The 17,282-nt window shown below is 62.1% G+C and carries 19 protein-coding genes; 5 read left to right on the forward strand and 14 right to left on the reverse strand.

All coding sequences use genetic code 11. From position 1 onward, the window contains the following. Positions 1-31: 31 nt before the first annotated feature. From QO033_RS20365 to QO033_RS20385, 5 genes are all read left to right on the forward strand, one after another. Entirely contained in the window at positions 32-472 is a 441-nt protein-coding gene (locus QO033_RS20365) for a c-type cytochrome (RefSeq protein WP_100161098.1), read from the forward strand. Between the two features lies 1 nt (position 473). After that, a complete protein-coding gene (locus tag QO033_RS20370) occupies positions 474-1,853 on the forward strand; it encodes a multicopper oxidase family protein (RefSeq protein WP_222495202.1) in 1,380 nt (459 codons plus the stop codon). Beyond that, positions 1,850-2,254: a c-type cytochrome gene (locus tag QO033_RS20375; protein WP_133119770.1), complete on the forward strand. Its 405-nt coding sequence runs from the start codon at positions 1,850-1,852 to the stop codon at positions 2,252-2,254. Before QO033_RS20370 ends, QO033_RS20375 begins: the two co-directional genes overlap by 4 nt. A gap of 77 nt (positions 2,255-2,331) precedes the next feature. Further along, the gene (locus QO033_RS20380) at positions 2,332-3,156 is read left to right on the forward strand and encodes a DUF305 domain-containing protein (RefSeq protein WP_284482796.1); all 825 of its coding nucleotides are present in this window, start codon (positions 2,332-2,334) and stop codon (positions 3,154-3,156) included. 11 nt (positions 3,157-3,167) lie between these two features. After that, positions 3,168-3,929: a MauE/DoxX family redox-associated membrane protein gene (locus QO033_RS20385; protein ID WP_284482797.1), complete on the forward strand. Its 762-nt coding sequence runs from the start codon at positions 3,168-3,170 to the stop codon at positions 3,927-3,929. Positions 3,930-3,976: 47 nt separating this feature from the next. Here QO033_RS20385 and QO033_RS20390 read toward each other — a convergent pair whose 3' ends face one another. From QO033_RS20390 to QO033_RS20455, 14 genes are all read right to left on the reverse strand, one after another. After that, positions 3,977-4,855, reverse strand: a complete 879-nt coding sequence (locus tag QO033_RS20390) for a CopD family protein (protein WP_284482798.1) — start codon at positions 4,853-4,855, stop codon at positions 3,977-3,979. 2 nt (positions 4,856-4,857) lie between these two features. Beyond that, complete coding sequence (locus QO033_RS20395; RefSeq protein ID WP_284482799.1) at positions 4,858-5,220, reverse strand: copper resistance CopC family protein; 363 nt, start codon at positions 5,218-5,220, stop codon at positions 4,858-4,860. Between the two features lie 82 nt (positions 5,221-5,302). Beyond that, complete coding sequence (locus tag QO033_RS20400) at positions 5,303-6,019, reverse strand: copper resistance protein B (RefSeq protein ID WP_261398418.1); 717 nt, start codon at positions 6,017-6,019, stop codon at positions 5,303-5,305. 29 nt (positions 6,020-6,048) lie between these two features. Then, the gene (locus tag QO033_RS20405) at positions 6,049-7,803 is read right to left on the reverse strand and encodes a copper resistance system multicopper oxidase (protein WP_222495205.1); all 1,755 of its coding nucleotides are present in this window, start codon (positions 7,801-7,803) and stop codon (positions 6,049-6,051) included. Positions 7,804-7,983: 180 nt separating this feature from the next. After that, positions 7,984-8,337, reverse strand: a complete 354-nt coding sequence (locus QO033_RS20410) for a hypothetical protein (protein WP_284482800.1) — start codon at positions 8,335-8,337, stop codon at positions 7,984-7,986. 112 nt (positions 8,338-8,449) lie between these two features. Next, a complete protein-coding gene (locus QO033_RS20415; RefSeq protein WP_284482801.1) occupies positions 8,450-9,997 on the reverse strand; it encodes an LPD7 domain-containing protein in 1,548 nt (515 codons plus the stop codon). Further along, entirely contained in the window at positions 9,990-12,116 is a 2,127-nt protein-coding gene (locus QO033_RS20420) for a type IV secretory system conjugative DNA transfer family protein (RefSeq protein ID WP_284482802.1), read from the reverse strand. The genes QO033_RS20415 and QO033_RS20420 overlap by 8 nt, the downstream gene beginning before the upstream one ends. Further along, complete coding sequence (gene virB11 / locus QO033_RS20425; protein WP_222495282.1) at positions 12,113-13,114, reverse strand: P-type DNA transfer ATPase VirB11; 1,002 nt, start codon at positions 13,112-13,114, stop codon at positions 12,113-12,115. Before virB11 ends, QO033_RS20420 begins: the two co-directional genes overlap by 4 nt. A gap of 32 nt (positions 13,115-13,146) precedes the next feature. After that, a complete protein-coding gene (gene virB10 / locus QO033_RS20430; protein WP_284482803.1) occupies positions 13,147-14,313 on the reverse strand; it encodes a type IV secretion system protein VirB10 in 1,167 nt (388 codons plus the stop codon). 2 nt (positions 14,314-14,315) lie between these two features. Further along, positions 14,316-15,167 carry a P-type conjugative transfer protein VirB9 gene (virB9, locus tag QO033_RS20435; RefSeq protein ID WP_284482804.1) on the reverse strand — a complete coding sequence of 284 codons (852 nt, stop codon included), beginning with the start codon at positions 15,165-15,167 and terminating at the stop codon, positions 14,316-14,318. Continuing rightward, positions 15,164-15,850 carry a virB8 family protein gene (locus QO033_RS20440; RefSeq protein ID WP_100161051.1) on the reverse strand — a complete coding sequence of 229 codons (687 nt, stop codon included), beginning with the start codon at positions 15,848-15,850 and terminating at the stop codon, positions 15,164-15,166. Before QO033_RS20440 ends, virB9 begins: the two co-directional genes overlap by 4 nt. After that, complete coding sequence (locus QO033_RS20445) at positions 15,847-16,047, reverse strand: hypothetical protein (protein ID WP_100161050.1); 201 nt, start codon at positions 16,045-16,047, stop codon at positions 15,847-15,849. Before QO033_RS20445 ends, QO033_RS20440 begins: the two co-directional genes overlap by 4 nt. Positions 16,048-16,093: 46 nt before the next feature. Continuing rightward, the gene (locus QO033_RS20450) at positions 16,094-16,987 is read right to left on the reverse strand and encodes a type IV secretion system protein (protein ID WP_284482805.1); all 894 of its coding nucleotides are present in this window, start codon (positions 16,985-16,987) and stop codon (positions 16,094-16,096) included. A 25-nt stretch (positions 16,988-17,012) separates the two neighbouring features. After that, positions 17,013-17,273, reverse strand: coding sequence for an EexN family lipoprotein (locus QO033_RS20455; protein ID WP_100161093.1), 261 nt, complete (start codon positions 17,271-17,273; stop codon positions 17,013-17,015). Between the last annotated feature and the right edge of the window lie 9 nt (positions 17,274-17,282).

Below are 17,282 nucleotides of genomic sequence, written 5' to 3' on the forward strand. Positions count from 1 at the left end.
CCGCAAAGCCGTGCAGGGTCAGGATACTATCATGAACAAATTCACCCTCGCCGGGGCCGCGATTCTTGTCGTGGCGCTTGGTGCTTATGCAGTCACTCGCTCCTCCGAGCAAACCGCCCCCGTGCAGGAAACCATGGCGCCAGCGGAGGGCGCGCCCATGGTTGCCGTCACTCTTCCCGATACGCTGTCGCCCGAGGGGACGATGGGGAAGCGGGCTTTCGATGCGGTCTGCGCTGATTGCCATGGTGACAATGCCGCCGGGAAAATGGGGTTCGCTCCGCCATTGATTCACAAGATCTACGAACCGTCGCATCATGGCGACATGGCCTTCCAGATGGCGGCTGCGAATGGCGTACGCGCGCACCATTGGAAATTCGGAGACATGCCGCCGCAGCCCGGGGTGACCCGTGCGGATGTGACGTCGATCATCGCCTACATCCGCGAAGTACAGCGCGCAAACGGGATCAACTGAAATGAAAATGACGCGACGTGCGTTCTGCGCAGGTCTGACCTTGGCGCCGCTGGCACGCCCTGTACAGGCTCAGGACATGCCCCTCTTGACCGCCAGGGCAGCTACTGTGCAGCTTGCCCCGGATGGCTATCCGGCGACGCCGGTCTGGAGCTACGACGGGACGATCCCTGGCCCGGTCATCCGCGCTGCTCAGGGCAGCCGGTTGCAGCGGCGACTTGTGAACACGCTGGAGGTTCCGACCTCGGTTCATTGGCATGGCATCCGTATCGACAACGCCATGGATGGTGTCGCGGGTTTGACCCAGAACGCGGTGCCGCCCGGCGAGAGTTTCCACTATGCCTTCGATCTGCCCGATGCGGGAACCTACTGGTATCACGCCCATACCAATTCGATGGAACAGGTCGCGCGGGGGCTTTCCGGAGCCCTGATCATCGAAGAGGCGACGCCGCCTGATGTGGATCGGGACGAAGTCCTGATGATCGACGATTGGTTGCTGGACCCCGACACGGGCCTGTTTGTCGATGATTTCGCAGCGCCGATGACGCGCAGCCACGGAGGCCAGATCGGCAACCTCGTGGGCGTGAACGGGCGCTATGATTACAGGCTTCCAGCCCGGCAGAACGAGCGGCTGAGGCTGCGGCTGATCAACTCGGCCAATGCCCAGATCTTCGGTCTGAAACTGGAAGGGCTGACCGGCTGGACGGTGGCTCTAGACGGTATGCCTCTCGATACGCCAGAACCGGTGACGGATACGCTTGTGCTTGCGCCGGCACAGCGCATGGATCTGATTGTCGATGTCACCGCCGAGGAAGGGGAAACCGCAGGACTTCTCTTTGCCTCAGCGGATGATACTTGGCGCGTACTGGCTGAAGTTTCTGTCGAAGGACGTGCCGCGTCAGTGCCGCGCGGTGCGCCTCAGCCCTTGCCGCGCAATCCGGGGATGGAGGTCACAGGCATCGACTCCGCGTCTGTCCTTGAGATGCCGCTACAGGGCGGTGCGATGCGCGGCGTGGAGAGCGTAACCTTTAACGGGCAAAGGCTGGGCTGGCAGGAGCTGGTTCAGAAAGGACAGTTCTGGGCCCTTGCTGGACAGGCTGGGCTGGGGGAGACACCTTTTACCACCCTGTCGCGCGGAGAAACGGCCCGCATCCGCATGACCAATGACACGATCTTCCCGCACGCGATGCACATGCACGGGATGCATTTCCGGGTGCGCAAGGCGGACGGCAGCCTTGGCCCTTTGCGTGATACGGTTCTGGTCATGCCCGACGAGACGACGGAGATTGCCTTCGTTGCCGACAATCCGGGAAAGTGGCTGCTGCATTGCCACATGCTGGGGCACGCAGCGTCGGGCATGACGAACTGGATCATGGTCACATGAAGGGCCTGATCGCACTTGCAGCAATTCTTGCAAGCTGGGCGCAGGCCGTTGCGGCAGAGGAAGGCATGGATGGCGCAGCACTGTATCAGGAGAACTGCGCATCCTGCCATGGGGCAGAACTTCAGGGGCAGCCGGACTGGCACAGCCCCGGCCCCGACGGCCGCCTTCCCGCGCCACCCCATGATGCAACGGGCCACACCTGGCATCATGGCGACGAGATCCTGTTCCGCATCACGCGGGACGGGACTGCCGCGGTGGTCGGCGGGGGCTATGCAAGTGACATGCCCGGCTTTGGCGACGCGCTGACCGATGCGGAGATCCGAGCGATCCTCGACTACATTAAATCCACCTGGCCCGAGCGCGAACGCGCCTATCAACGTGAAAGAACTCAGCAGGAATAGGCCGAAAAAAGTCAACTTTTAGGGAACATCCACCCACTGGAAGGTTGTTATTCTCCTAAACACATTCGGAGGTGACGATGGCTTATTCCCGCTTTTTCCTGATGATTGCCGTGTCTACGGTCCTGATGTTCGGGTTGATGTACCTGAACACCTATCTGGTCAGCCATATCTTCTGGTCGGAAACACGCGCCTATATGGCGATCGTCATGGGGGCGGTCATGGCCTTCGTCATGCTGGCCTTCATGCTCGGCATGTACAAGAACCGCACGCTCAATATCGCGATATTCGCGGGCTCCATCATCGCTTTCGCAGGGGCGCTCTGGCTGGTACGCAGCCAGGTGACGGTGCAGGACCGCGCCTACATGCGGGCGATGATCCCACACCATTCAATCGCCATCATGACGTCGTCCCGTGCAGAAATCACCGATCCCAGAGTGCGGACTTTGGCCGATGACATCATCTACGCCCAGGACAAGGAAATCGCTGAGATGCGCTATCTGATCGCGGATATATCGGCGAATGGAAAGGCGACCCCCGCCGGGGATGAACCGGCAGCCGAGTTGAAACCCGCTCAGGACGCCCTGTCCAGCGAGGTCGTTTCCAAGGTCGATCCAGAGTTCCTGACGCAGGCAGATATCGCCCAAGTCTTCCCGGATGGAGCCGCGTGCAGCTTCACCTACACTGAAACGAGCCCGCCGGTGTTCGCGTCCGGCAACGACACTGCCCTGGTCAAGATCAGCGGGGATCTTGTCCGCCTCGATGGTGCGGGAGAAAGCTTCACGGCTGACCCGATCACGATACAGGTGCGCGACACGGAAGATGATGGCCTTCAGGACTTCGTCATCAGCGCGGGTCCTGACTACGAAGCCGGTTTCCGCGGTCAGTACGCCTGCACGAATTGAGGAAGATGATCATGCCAAAAGATACCACGAAAACCGCCGTTCTCTACCGCATGGTCATGCCTGAGCACACATGCCCCTTTGGTCTAAAATCTAAAGATTTGCTGGAGCGCAAGGGCTACATCGTCGAAGATCACCACCTGAAGACCAAGGACGAGACCGAGGCCTTCAAGCGCGAGCATGACGTCAAGACCACGCCGCAGACCTTCATCGACGGGGAACGGATCGGAGGTCATGACGACCTGCGCATTTTCCTCGGGATCGATCCGCCCAAGGAAGACCAGAGCGACACGACGTATCGACCTGTCATCGCTATCTTTGCAGTCTGTGCCCTGCTGGCGCTCGGGCTGGCGTGGCATCAGTACGGGACCATCCTGACCTGGCAGAGCTTCCAGTGGTTCATCTCGCTGTCCATGACCGTGCTTGCGATCCAGAAGCTTCAGGACGTCGAGCAGTTCTCGACCATGTTCCTGAACTACGACCTGCTGGCGAAACGTTGGGTGCCCTACGGCAAGGTCTATCCCTACGGCGAGGCGCTGGCTGGCATCCTGATGACTGCGGGCGTCCTGACATGGATTTCCGCGCCCGTTGCGCTGTTCATCGGGACCGTCGGAGCGGTCAGCGTATTCAAGGCCGTCTACATCGACAAGCGAGAGTTGAAATGTGCCTGCGTCGGCGGGAACTCCAACGTGCCGCTCGGCTTCATTTCCCTGACCGAGAACCTGATGATGATCGTGATGGGCCTCTGGATGGGCCTGCGCGCCCTCGGGGGCTGAGATGAGAAACGGGGGCGTCGTCGCAACGCCCCCGGTGTCTTTCTGGCTTAGCCAACGTGCTCCGGCGCGACCGTGGATGTGAAGGTGGCAGTGACCAGTAGGATCACGAGGAAGGCCGCGACCTCCCACCGGATTGACGCCCTCAGCGGGCCGGGGTTTCCGGTCTCGGCCAGGGCCGGGGTCAGCCGAAGCTTGTTCAGCCCAGCGAGGCCGAGAAGCAGGGCCACGACTGCCAGTTTCAGCGTCAGGAACTGCCCCCACGGTTGGGTCAGGACCGCGATCGGATCGCCCGCCAGGATCACCAGGATCACGACGCCCGCCACGACAAGCAGCCCGACCAAGACCAGCGCTGCCTGACCGAACCGTTCGACAGTACGCACGGCCGCTTCGTTGCCGCGCTCTGCCATGTCATAGAGCGGATAGAAGCCCCCGATCCAGAAGCTCGCGGCCAGGATGTGGATGACGAAAAGCGTTGCAAGCGCCAGCCTCGGATCTTCGGTCGCGTGACCACGCAGCGCGAAACTGATGGCGACAAGAACAACACCAAGGAATGCCACAGGTCGTGTCCAACTGCGATTGAGCGCGATGGTCGCGATGGCCAGAAGGCCGAGACTGTCGGCCTCAACCGACAGGCCGAGCGGGCTGAACAGCGCGATCTGAAGCATCATCGGATCAAGCGCGCCGCCGAAGCCCCCGTAGAAGAAAGCCGCCCGCAGCGGAATGTTCAGCGCGCTGAACACAATGCCAACGATGGCAGACCATGCTGCAAGCCGCCTGAGGCGACGGCTTGCAACGGCATCCAGCTCCCTCAGGAGCCAGAGGTTGATGACGGAGCCCGCCGCAAGCAGGACACTGACATACATCCCCGCCTTGACGAGGATCGAGGCGATCTGCACCGGTTCCAGTGCGGCAAGAACTCCGCCCATGATCAGTTCGCGACCTTGAACGCGAAGCTGCCGTTCATCGGGTGGCCGTCCGGAGACATGCCGCGCCAGTCGATCTTGTAGGCGCCCGGTGCGAGCTTCGGCAGCTTGCCTTCCCAGGTCTTCACGGCCTGGTTCGCGGCAGGACCGTTGATCTTGTAGGTCTTACCGTCAGGTGCGGCCATCGTGACGGTGGTGATCTGCATGGGATCGGTGAACATCAGGTGCATGACCTTGGTGTCCGCGCCGACCGTCTGGCCGTTGCCCGGCATGGTCATCATGCCCTTGCCGTGGGCCAATGCAGCGCCTGCGCTCAGGGCCATACCGACCGACAGTGCGGCGGACGTCAGGATAGTACGAAGTTTCATTGGGGTGCTCCCTTGGTTGGTTCAGGTTGAGAAGGCTGCGCCCTCTCCGCGGCTTCGGAGGAGCCGAGAGGGCGCAGAAAAATCAGAACATGAAGTTGATGCCGACGACGCCGGTCAGCTCGTCGACTTCATGGCCATGATCGCGCAGGATGTCGGCTGTGCCGCCGAAGGCGCGTTCGTAGTTCACGCCGACATAGGGGGACACGCTGCGGCCGATCAGGTCGTAGCTCAGTCGCAGTCCCAGCTCGACAGAGCCGCCGCCCGCCGCGATTTCGCGCGCGGGATCATCCGCCAGCGGAAGGCTGACCTCGATAGAGGGGGTCAGGATCAGCCGATTGGTCAACAGAGCTTCATACTCCACTTCCGCCCCGATGTAGGGGTATTCGGAAACGTAGAGCGCCGCTTCGACTTCGAACCATTGCGGCGCGAGGCCAGTGACGCCGAAAGCGCCGTAGTAGCGCTCGGGCGCGCCGTCCGGCGTGGAGGCGGCGACCCCGATGAAGCCATCGAAGAAATCGGTGATCGGCTTCTGGAGGCGGATCTGGTTGTCCATCTCTTCGAAATCGCCACCTTCGATCTTCGCGCCTTCGCTCTTCCAGACGAGCCGCAGCTCGTCATTGCCCGTCCAGGCCTCGAACCCCCAGGCAAAGGAGTTCTCTTCATCGCCCATCCGGTATTCGAGCTTGTCGGTCCGCACGCCCCAGACTGTCGGGGAAACGCCCACCTCGGCCATCGCGACTGAGGTAAAAGTCAGCGCAAGCGGAAGCCCGAGGGCCGTTCCAAGCAGCAGTTTTTTCATGTGATTGGTTTCCTTGGAATACGCGCCCATCAGGACGGGCCGCCTTCGACGATGACCTTGCGGAACATGCCGCCGGCCATGTGGTAGGAGAGGTGGCAATGGAAGGCCCACTGGCCGGGAGCGTCGACTTCGGTCTCGGTGTAGAGCGTCGTTCCGGGGGCGACGCTGACCGTGTGCTTCACCGGGTCGTATGCCCCTTTGCCAGTGTCGATGATCGTCCACATCCCGTGCAGATGCATCGGATGCGCCATCATGGTTTCGTTGACGAACTTGAAGCGGACACGCTCGCCATACTTCAGGCGGATCGGATCGGCGTCTTCGTATTTCACGCCGTCGATGGACCAGATGTAGCGTTCCATGTTGCCGGTGAGGCGGATCTCGATCTCGCGGGTGGCGGGGCGATCACGGTAGAGCGGTTTGCGCGCCGTGAGGTCTTCGTAGCCAAGGAACTTGCCGCCATTGGCCGCCGTCGGGATCAGCCCGCTGCCCGGTGCATAGAAGGCAGCGCCCGGTGCGCCTTCAGAAGGAACGACGGGCATGCCAGCGGACATGTCCATGCCGCCCATATCCATCCCGGAATGGTCCATGCCCGACATGTCGAAGCCGCTCATGTCATGGCCGGAGTGATCCATCCCGGACATGTCGAACCCGCTCATGTCCATGCCTGAGTGGTCCATCCCAGACATGTCCATGCCGCCCATGTCCATTCCCGAATGATCCATTCCAGACATCATGCCCCCCATGTCTGCCATCGTAAGCAGAGGCTGTGGCCGCATTTTGTAGTAGGGACCGACCATGCCTGCGGACGGTGCCAGCGTGCCCCGCACCATCGCGGTGCGGCCCGCACTTTCGCCGATGATCGAATAGGCCTTGGCCTCGCGCGGCTGGACGATCACGTCATAGGTTTCAGCCACGGCGATGCGCAGCTCGTCCACCACGACCGGCTTCACGTCATTGCCGTCGGCCTGCACCACCGTCATTTTCAGACCGGGCACGCGCACGTCGAAATAGGTCGTCGCCGAGGAGTTAATCAGGCGCAGGCGCACCTTTTCGCCGGGCTTGAAGATGCCGGTCCAGTTCTGCTGGGTGCTGGCTCCGTTGATCAGCGGTGTGAAGCCCTGAACATCCTCGATATCCGTGGGCATCATACGCATGGCACCCCACATTTTCCGATCCTGAAGGGCGGCTTTCAAACCCTCGGCACCTGCGTCCTCGATCAGGTCCTGCGCTGTGCGTTGCGCGCGGTTGTAGTAGTCTGCCGAAGCTTTCAGGTTGCGGAAGATCCGCGATCCGCTGTGCGGATGCTTGTCCGTGAACTGCACCACGTAGTCGCGGTCCGTCGGCACGGCCTCGCCGCCTTTTGGGGCGATCACGATGGCGCCGTAGGCGCCGTCGGGCTCCTGGAAACCCGAATGGCTGTGGAACCAGTAGGTGCCTGCCTGTTCGATCGGAAAGCGGTAGGTGAAGGTTTCGCCCGGCTTGATGCCGTTAAAGCTGATGCCCGGCACGCCGTCCTGCTGGAACGGCAGGATCAGGCCATGCCAGTGGATCGACGTGCTTTCGCGCAGATTGTTCTTCACGCGGATGACGACGTCTTCGCCTTCCTGGAAGTGCAGGATGGTCGGGGTCTGGCTGCCATTGTAGCCGATCCCGTTCTTCTTGAAGGTTCCGGTGTCGATCCGGACCTTGTCGACGGTGATGTCATAGGTGCCAGCCTGCGCGGGCAGGCCGAGGGCAAGCCCCAGCACTACGGCGAGAGGCCGCAGGAAGTTCGTGTGTTTCATGTGTTTTCCGTGAGCGCGGACCAAAAAGATGGCCTCGCAAAGAGGAGATCACTGCCGAGCAGCGAAGGGAGGGAGAAGGATCAGCTGGGCCAAGGGTTCAAACCTGAAGAAGGCCGCAAATGATCGGATTGCCGGACGTAGCCGCTCGGGCACGCCGCAATCAACGCCGTACAGGCGCGCTCAGGCCAGAGGAGGCCGAAGGAAGGAAAGAAGAACGGACTGCAGAGCCATGCTCGGTTCGGCTGGATTCAGGTCCGTGATCCGGAAATCTTTGTGCAGGTCGACAGCAGACGTATTTCCAGACTGATCTGTGCAAGCAACGCTGGCACAATGAAGCAGTCCCATTGGCTTGGGCTGCTGCTCAGTCTCGAAGGCAGTGTCGACCACCTGATCCTGAAGAACGGATATTTCGTCACTATGCACATGCTGAGCCGCAGGCTCTGCACAATGTTCGGCCATCGGCATCACATGCGCAAATGCACTCGTCACAACGAGCTGCAATGCAACAAGAATGATGAAGACCCTACCGAGCACACAGTTTCCTTTCGTCCATCGACGATAAACACCTGTCGGCGGTCGGTCGTCAAGTAGGAAGAAGCCCTCCAGTTGCTGGAAGCTAACGACTATGTGAAGTCGATACTTCGCTCTATCTAGAGCGGCTACCCTTGGTTAGATCCAAAATCTTGCGCTCAGGAACAACTCTCGCCTCTTTGGTGGTCGCTCCGTGTACTTGGGCCTCCTGCTCCTTGGTCACGTTGGCGAGCTTTTGGATTGGGATCTGCCTTCCGGCCTTCATCCCTTGGGATAGCAGCTTGGCGGCGTGGTCGCGGGCAGTCTCACGGTCCTTTTCCGAAACCCCTTCAGCCCGGAGCCGCGCGTCCATTTGGGCCAGAACGCTGGCCGGACCTTTGGCGGCATGATCCCCCGGTTCGTAGCGCTTGATGCGGTCTTCTAGCCGATCGGATTTGGTGTCCTGCTCGCGCTGCTTGTCGGCCATAGGTGTTTCCTCAGTGGTTGCCTTTGCCGCAGATTTTCCCTGTGACGCCCGTTGCGGCGGTGTTTCACGCTCGATGTCTTTGGCGTCCCAGAGGCGGCGGTGTCCCTGGCGTTCGACTTCCTCTCCCGTCTTCTGATCCCTGGTCTTGTAGGTCACGGGCTCGACGCCGGGAGAGAAGAAGGTCGCGCGGTCGCCGACTTTCAGGTCATGTTTTTCGAGCGCAGCAGGAAGGGTGACGCTCCAGATATGCTCTTCCTTGCCTGCCGTGTTGGTCAGGGCGACGAAGGGCACGGGGTCCGCCCCTTCGCGGTTGCGATAGGGAGTGGTGCCGATGTCGGTGATCTTGCCGGAGATGCCGTCAGAGTAGCTTTGGCGTGGCGCGGCATGCTGGTCTTCGCGGTCGGGCGTTTTGCCATTGGCGGAAATGGGCGCGCGGTCTGTCCGCTCGATGGCGCGTTCTCCGATCATCTGGGACCGGCGGTTGGCTTCTTCCTGGTCCTTTTCGGTGGGACGATAGCCCTGAACCTTCAGGCCCTGGGCAGTGCCTTCAACCCACATCTCGCGCCGAAACTCCTCCGGCCCTTTCGCCTTCAGGCCTTGCCAGCCGCGATGCGAGGCAAGCTCGATCATGTCCATTGCTGTCCCGCGATCCGCATTGCGGGTGCTGAGCTGGTCGCCCTTGTCGATGATCGCAGGCCGGGCGTCATCATAGGAACGGTAGAGGTCCTGCTGCCCCTTCGCCTTCGTGACGAGAAACCTGTCGTGGTAGCTGACGGGCAGATCAAAGCGATCCTGATCCGGCTTGCTCTTCGGCCTTTCGCTTGGCGAGATCGAGCCTTGGTCTTTGGGCTGCTTTTCCGGGCTGGCCTTCTCCGCGACCCGTTCATGATAGCCGGTCCAGAAGTCCATGTTGGTCTGCGTCATGCGGGAAGGGGCCGCGCCATCGCGGTTGAGGCCCGTGAGATCCTTGGGGACGCTGTCGAGCGTGGGCACGGACTTTTGGATGTCCCTCCCGATGGTGACCGTGTGGGCGACGGTGCGCGCGCCTTTATCCGTGGCCTCGATCACGCGCGGACGCTGGCTGGCCTCGGCATCCGCAAAGGCACGCCCTGCGGCGGCAGCCGAGGTGAAGCGCTCTTCCTTATCGTTATGCGCGTAGGAGAGCGTGAAGCTCGTGCTCTTGTCCGTCTCAGGCATTCCGTTTCCTTTCGGCTTTGGCGGGGGCGACGTCACAGCCGAGGGCGGCGAGGATGTCCGCCGCGCCCTTGCGTGTTCCGACCTGTCCGGCCTTGTTCAGCTCCTTGATTCTCGCCTGTGCCTTCTGCCCGCTCAGTGCCAGCCGGTCGAAGGAGATGCCGTCGGGGTTGGCGATCTCTTCGTCGGTCATCGGCACTTCGGCAGGTTCGCCATTGGCGACGTTCGCGGCCTGGAAGGCTTTCAGACCGGCCAGCTTGTCGAAGTTGGTTTGAAGGGTGGAGACGCTTTCGCGCAGCATCGCGTTCTCGTCTCTCAGGGAAGCCACAGCTTCAGCCAAGGCGTTGCGGTCGATCTTGGGAACCACGGGCGGCGGCACCTTGGAGCGTTCGAGCAGCGCCGCTTCGGCATAGAACCTGATCTTCTTCGCCCGGATCGGTGGGTGTCCGGCGACGAAAACCAGCGCCTCGCTCTGGTCCATTTGCAGCAGTTCCTGCGGCAGCATGAGGGAGCGCTTCTGTTCGCTGTGGCTGACGGTCGTGCCCTTGCGGTTGGCAAGGTATTTGGACTTGGACTCGCTGCGGGCTTCTACGCCATGCGTGCCGAGCCGTTCTGACAGGTTGCGCGCCTCTTTCACCCCCTTCGGGGTGAAGACGATGCTGACGCCGGAGTTGTCCATGTAGGCATCGGCGCCGTCCTGGCCGTAGATGTCGGCCAGCTGCGCCGGGGTCTGGACGATGGTCAGCACCTTCATACCGTAGCCCGCGAAATAGCCGATGCCGCGCTTGAAGGCCGGAAGCTCCCCGACCGAGGCGAACTCGTCCATGCAGAGCAGGATCTTGTGTTTCAGGGCTGGATTATGCTCGGGCAGCTCCTGCATGTTCGCGTCGACGCAGGACTGGAAGAAGAGGTTCATCAGCGGCCCGAGGCGACCGAGGTTATTGGGCGTGATGCCGACATAGATCGTCATCCGTTTGCGGCGCAGATCGGCAAAGGCAAAATCCGACGCGGCAGTTGCCCGATCGAGCATCGGGTTGGCGAAGAGGCCGAGGTTGGCGGTGATCGTGGATTTCACGCTCTCGAAGGTATTCTCGCTCTTCGAGAGGAAGTCGTTGAGGGTTGAGACGGTCTGAAGCGACAGCGGACGCCCAGTGGCCTTCCTGACTTCGATCCGCTTTCGGAAGGTTTGAACGAAGTCCGGGGTCAGGGTGAGCTGGCGGTAGATTTCCCCCAGGGTGAAGGGCCGTTCCGGCGTCTCGGCCAAATAGCCGCCGACGCCGACAAAGGCCGTCTGTGCCGCCCGGTCGAAGAACGGGTCTTTCGAGGCCACCGGAATGAACAGGTCGGCCAGTCGCTGAAGATCCTCGATCTGGTAATCGGTGCCGCGCCGGACCGTCGAGAGCGGGTTCCAACGATGCGTGCGACCGTCCGGATCGAGGGGATCGAACAGGAACACCTCCTGACCGCCGGCCTTGCGGAAGCCTGCGGTCAGGGTCCAGTTTTCCTTCTTGATGTCCAGGACCACGGCAGAGTCCGGCCAGTTGAGGAGGTTCGGGATCACCACGCCGACGCCCTTGCCGGAGCGGGTCGGGGCATAGAGCAGGACGTGTTCGTCGCCGCCATACACCAGCAGGTTCTTGTGCGTCAGATGCCCTGCCTTCTGGATCTTGACCGCGCCGCCTTGCTCGACTGCGCGGCCCCATTTGTCGATCCGCTTGCCATAGTGACGGGAGGGCAGAGAGCCGGTGAAGCCCGCGATGAGGCCTGCCTTCGATCTCATGCCCGCCTGCCGGATGTCGCGGGCGCGTGCGAACTCGGCGCGGCCATGCACGTCCGGCTTCGGCTGCGCCTTAAGGATGGCGGCAGCGATGACGATGGTCGGCAGCAGCCCGGCATAGCCGGAGAGCTTGATCCATTTGACCGTCTCGGGATCGGTGTATCCGGCCAGCGCAGCCTGCGGCCAGAGCAACAGGTCGCGGGGCAGGTGGAGCGGAACCTTCAGCCCCCACTGCATGACATAGGCGGCGGTGATGAGCCCCCCGGCCACGGGGAACACGACCGCGGCCGAGATGGCGGCAGCCCGCGCGGGTGTGCCAAGGCGATGCCAGTTCTGGACGATCATGTGGCACCCCCCAGCTTTCTGTGGGGATCGAAATAGACCTCGGTGACCCTGCGCCCGGCGGCGGTCTTCTTTATCTGCACGACCACGTCGACCATCTGGTAAAGCATGTCCTTGATCTCGTCGCGCTTGAGGTCGCGCCCGGCCTCGCTCTCCTTCACCAGAAGGGCCAGTTGCTCGAAGGCGAGCGCGGCGGAGTCGGCGTGGATGGTGGTGATTGACCCACCATGTCCGGTGTTGACGTTGCGCAGGTAGTAGAAGGCCGAGGCGTCGCGAAGCTCCTGCAGGAAGATGCGGTCGGGCCGCATCCGGAGCGCGCTTTCCAGCAGGTCGCGGGGCGTGACCTTGGCCTCGCCCTGACCGCCCTTGGAATAGATCATCCGCACCACATTGGGCTGCGGAAGCTCCAGCTCGACGGTGTCCTCGATGGTGATCAGCCGCTCGCTGGTCGGGATCAGTGGGATCAGCGCCTTCGAGAAGGTCGTCTTCCCCGAGCCGGTGGAGCCCGAAACCAGGATATTCTTCTTCGCCAGAACGGCGGCCCTCAGGAAGGTCTTCCAGTCGCCGCTGCGGTGATGGTCGAGGAGGGCTTCATCCTCGCCAGACAAGGCAGAAGGGGCGTTGGTGACGCCCTCGAACATGCCCTGACCCAGAAGCTCATCGAGCGTGAAGGTCCGCTGCGCCGGTTTGCGGATGGTGATGCTGACCGTACCCGCCGGGACAGCAGGCGGCAGCACGATCTGGATGCGCTCGCCCTGCGGCAGGGAGCCTGAGAGGAGCGGCGTCGTCTCGTTGACCTTCTGCCGGGAGAAAGTCCCCACGGTCGCGACGAGGCCGGTCAGGAAGGCATAAGTCAGGTCGGGTAGTTCGACCCGTTCCCATGTCCCGTGGGCATATTCGACGAAGACCTCGCCGGGGCGGTTGATGCAGATTTCTAGAACGTCGTGGCGTTTGAGGAAGGGCGACAGCGGGGCCATGTGAGAAGCCAGAGCCGGGGGCACGGGCCTGTCTTGCGGCAGGATGGGCATCTCCATCATTTCAGCCGGTAGACGCCGGAGAAATCGAGATCGCGGGCCACCATGACCGATACCTCTTCGCCCTGGTTCTTCCGCAGGATCACGGGCACGTCAATGGTGTTTTCCAGCTCCGTCTGGGCGAGGCTGCGCGCCGCCGCGCGGGAGTTTTCATAGGTGTCATCATCGCCATCGCCGGATGTGGTGGCGACGATCAGCGCATCGTCGATGATCGACAGCATCATCGTGCCGCCGAAGCGGGTCCAAAACTGGGTGTCGATGTCGCCATCAAAGCCGGTACGACCAAGGGCATCGGCACCGGGCGAGCCCAGGTTTACGATCACGCCGTTCGGTGTTTCGGCGCGGGTCCAGATCACGAAGAGGCGCTTGCGGCGCCGCTGCATCCCGCCCTTGTACTCGCCGACGATACGGGTGCCGCGATCCAGCAGGATCACCGCGCCCGTGGTCGAATAGACATCATCGGTCACGGTGCAGCGGACCATGCCGGGGGCCGTGGAATCCATCGCCGTGTCGAGTGAGCAGGGGATCGTCGTGCCCTGTGTCACCGTCAGGTTGGGATGGGCGAGGACGGTGGCCTTTTCCGATTGCCGATCACTGGTGACAAGCTCGGCCGCCAGTCCCGTCAGCTTGCCGCCCGCGCCCTCGGCAGAGCCGCCAAAGAGATTGGCCCCCGCTTCGGTGCCCGCCTGAGCCTCTGATCCGGCAAGCCCCGTCAAGTTTCCCTGATAGGCCATGACGGGCGCGCGCTTCGAGGACTCGTAAAGCTGTTCGGCCTCGCTCGGCTCGGACGGAGCCAGCTGTTCTTCCCGGCGCACGCGCTCGATCGGGCCGACCGGCGCTTCGGGTTCGGGGTCCGCCACTTCTGGCTGGGCTTGCTGCTCCTGCTCTCGAGGCAGTTCCGCAGGCTCGAAGTTCTGCCCGGGCCGGATCGTGGTCTGCTGGCGCTCGGTTTCCTGGGGCGGCGCAGGCTCTTCGTCGGAGGGCCATTGGAGGAAGGCCATCGTGCCAAGAAAGACCAGGCCAGCGGCCACGAGGAATTTCTTGTTCTTCTCGTTCAGCCCGGGGGATTTTGCGCTGGTGATCGAGGAGATGCCGCGCTCGCCCTCGATGCCGTTGTTCATGGGTTCAGGTGCGCCGTCCTGCGGTGCTTGCTCTTCAGTCGTCATGATCACTGTCCGATGATTTCGCGCTGCACGGAGCGGCTGGTGGTGCCGGTGCCGGTGTAGCCACCAGACGAAGATCCCAGCCCCATGTTGTAGATTGCGGTGACCTGGTTCCCGAGGCGCAGGCGCATTTCGGGGGCCACGTCATGCACAATGATCTGGTTCTTGCGGACGGTGGTGTTCGCCATGCGCTCGGTGCCGGTGCTGTCCACCACAAAGACCGAGGGCATCCGGTTCATCCGCGAGAAGGACAGAACTGTCATTTCCCCGTTGTCGTAGGCCTGCGACGGCTGGAGGTCATGCGACCCGGCGACCAGATAGCGCCAGTTCTTCGAGCCGGAGGTTGCCACGGATTCCGCCAGCCTTGCCTTGGCGGCCTCTTCCTGCGCCCGCGCTTTCTGGTCTGCGGCTTCGGCGCGACGGCGGTTGGCCTCGTCGGTCGGATAGGCAAACCTGATCTGGAAATAGACATCCTTGGAGTTGTTGGTGATCGCGCCGTCCCGGACGATCAGCTCGAAGGAATAGGTCCGGGTGGTGCCATCCTCGCGCATGGTCGCGATCTGGAGGTTGGTAGGCGGGTTGGCCTCGCGCGGCTTGAGGTAGAGAATATTGCCGCGCGGTACGATCTCCCAGGCGACGGTGTCACCGCTGCCCACGTCGATGATTTCTTCGGTCTGGGAGAAGACGACCTGTACGGAGGTTCGCAGGGTGCCGACGACACGGACCACGTCCCATTCGTTGTAGCTGACAGAGCGGACGCGGCTGTCGGAACGCGACGGGTTCGGAATGTCGAGCGCTAAGGCAGGCGCGGCGGCGCTGAGCGCCAGACAGGTGATGAGGGCTGTACGCAGGATCATTCCGTCACCTCCGGGTCGGCCCGATAGGTGCTGACGATGAAGCCCAGGGGGTTGATCGTACGATCCTCGGTGCTGATCTCCGCATCGGCGTCGAAATCGAAGCCGATGGTCGAGACCCAGAGGCTTTGCGTCGTCAGATTTTCCCGCTCGTTGCTCTCGGTCTTGTAGAACCGGACCTGTGCCAGTCCGTCGTTCAGGAAGGAGATCGAGCGGATCTTGATCTCGGCCTTGGTGTCGGTGCCATAGGCGTATTGCGGGCTCTTGGGGTTAGAGCCGTTGTAATAGGTCGAGAAGCGTGCCTGTTCCTCGGGCGAGGACATCAGCGTCACCTCGTGGAAGATCGCTTCCCGTTCGGCATAGGTGTAGCCTTCGCGCTCGCGGACATAACGGGCGAGGAAATAGCGGGTGACGGCCTCGTCATAGGTGGTTTCGCCGTCACTCAGCCGGGTCATGACCTCGGGCACACCGCTGGCTTGATCGACCCGGATGACGAAGGGCACCACTTCCTTGAGCGGAGCCATGAAGCCGACAGCGGCGACGCTGGTCAGCGCCATGACGCTGGCGGCCCCGGCGATGATCCAGGCCGTCCGCTTGGAGCGTTCGGCGGCGAGGCGGCTGTCATAATCGAAGCTGCGGGCCTCCTTCAGATAGGCGGCAAGGTCCTTATCCTGCGATACCGTCATGCGTCGTCTCCCTCCCGCGTGTCCGCGATTTGGGGCGTGACGCCGATTTCCTTCTGCTTATCGAGGACGGCGGCCTGATAATCCCATTTGGTCGGGTTCAGAGGGCGGACGACCGAGCCTTTCACATCCGGCAGCGGCGTCGTCGTGGCGCAGGCCGAAATGCTGAGGACGGCCATCAGGAGGACAAGTTTCTTCATCGCGTAACCTTGGAGTCTAATCGTGGAAGAGGTGGATTTGTCCGCCTCAGCTCTGTCGTGTCGCGGAGCCACTGGCGGGGGGGGTGCTGCCTCCCTGTCGGGGTGCCGCATTTCCCAGAAGCTTCCGCTCCACGAAGCGCTGCGCGGCGCCGGTCGAGGCACCGGCCCCGGCGCTCAGCGCCGCCGCGATGGAGGGAAGCAGGAAGAAGAAGATCGTGCCGCAGAACATCGCGACCATAAAGGCTGAGATCGAAGCGGCCCCGTCGTTGATGTTGAAGTTCGTGTAGACGTCCCCGACGAAGGCCGTGATCGTCATCATGAGAACCGTCACCAAGAGCTTCAGGAGGGTGAAGTTCAGCGACTGGCTAAGCCAGGCGAAGAACCATCCACGTGTGACGTCGAACAGGGCGAAGGCGATGAAGATCGGACCAATCGCGGCCATCAAGGCCAGTCCAAAGTGCACGACCAAGCTGACGACAAACGCCAACGCGGCAAACGGCACGGCAATGAGGATCAGAACGATGGAGAGGACATATCCGTAGATGGAGCCGGCAAGGCCGGAACCGTAATGCTCCTGAACCTCGAGGCTCAATTTACCGGCCATCGCCATGACGGGATCGGAGGGCAGGTCGGTCGAGCCGCCGGTCAGCGTTTCCACGAAATCGGGGATGCCGTTGAGGATCGTGTCCCCGACCCAGGACGAGTAATCGCCGGCGCTGGACACGAGGGTCCAGATGATCGCCAGCTTCACGCCGCGCAGGGTGAAATCCATCAGCGGTTCGTGGATGGAGCCACGGATGATCGCCCAGCCGTAGAGAAACAGGTAGATCGTCAGGGCCGCCGTCAGCGGTGCAGTCAGCTCGGAAGAGATGGTACTGCTGATGTCGTTCATCTTGTCGGTGAGACTGTCAGCAAAATTGTCGTAGAGCGCTTGCAGCATGGTGGCGGTCCTTCCGTGTCCCGGTTCAGTCGAACGAAGGGTCCCCGAATGTTTTTTGGAAGCCTTCGCGATCCTGGTCTCGCTTGGCCTGCTGCTCCGCCAAATCGGCATTGACGCAATTCGCGTCCTCAGATGCCCGATCAGAGACTTCGCAGGTTGCCAGCATCTCAGCGCGTTCTTCCGGGTTGGACGAATAATAGTCGACGGTCCGGTTCTCCTCCTCCTTGCAGCCCATGAGCAGGACGGTGGCGGTCAAGGCCGCGAGAATGGGGTTCTGGGGCGTCATGGTGATCTC

This window comes from Pseudodonghicola flavimaris, from assembly GCF_030164425.1.
Taxonomy (GTDB): Bacteria; Pseudomonadota; Alphaproteobacteria; order Rhodobacterales; family Rhodobacteraceae; genus Pseudodonghicola; species Pseudodonghicola flavimaris.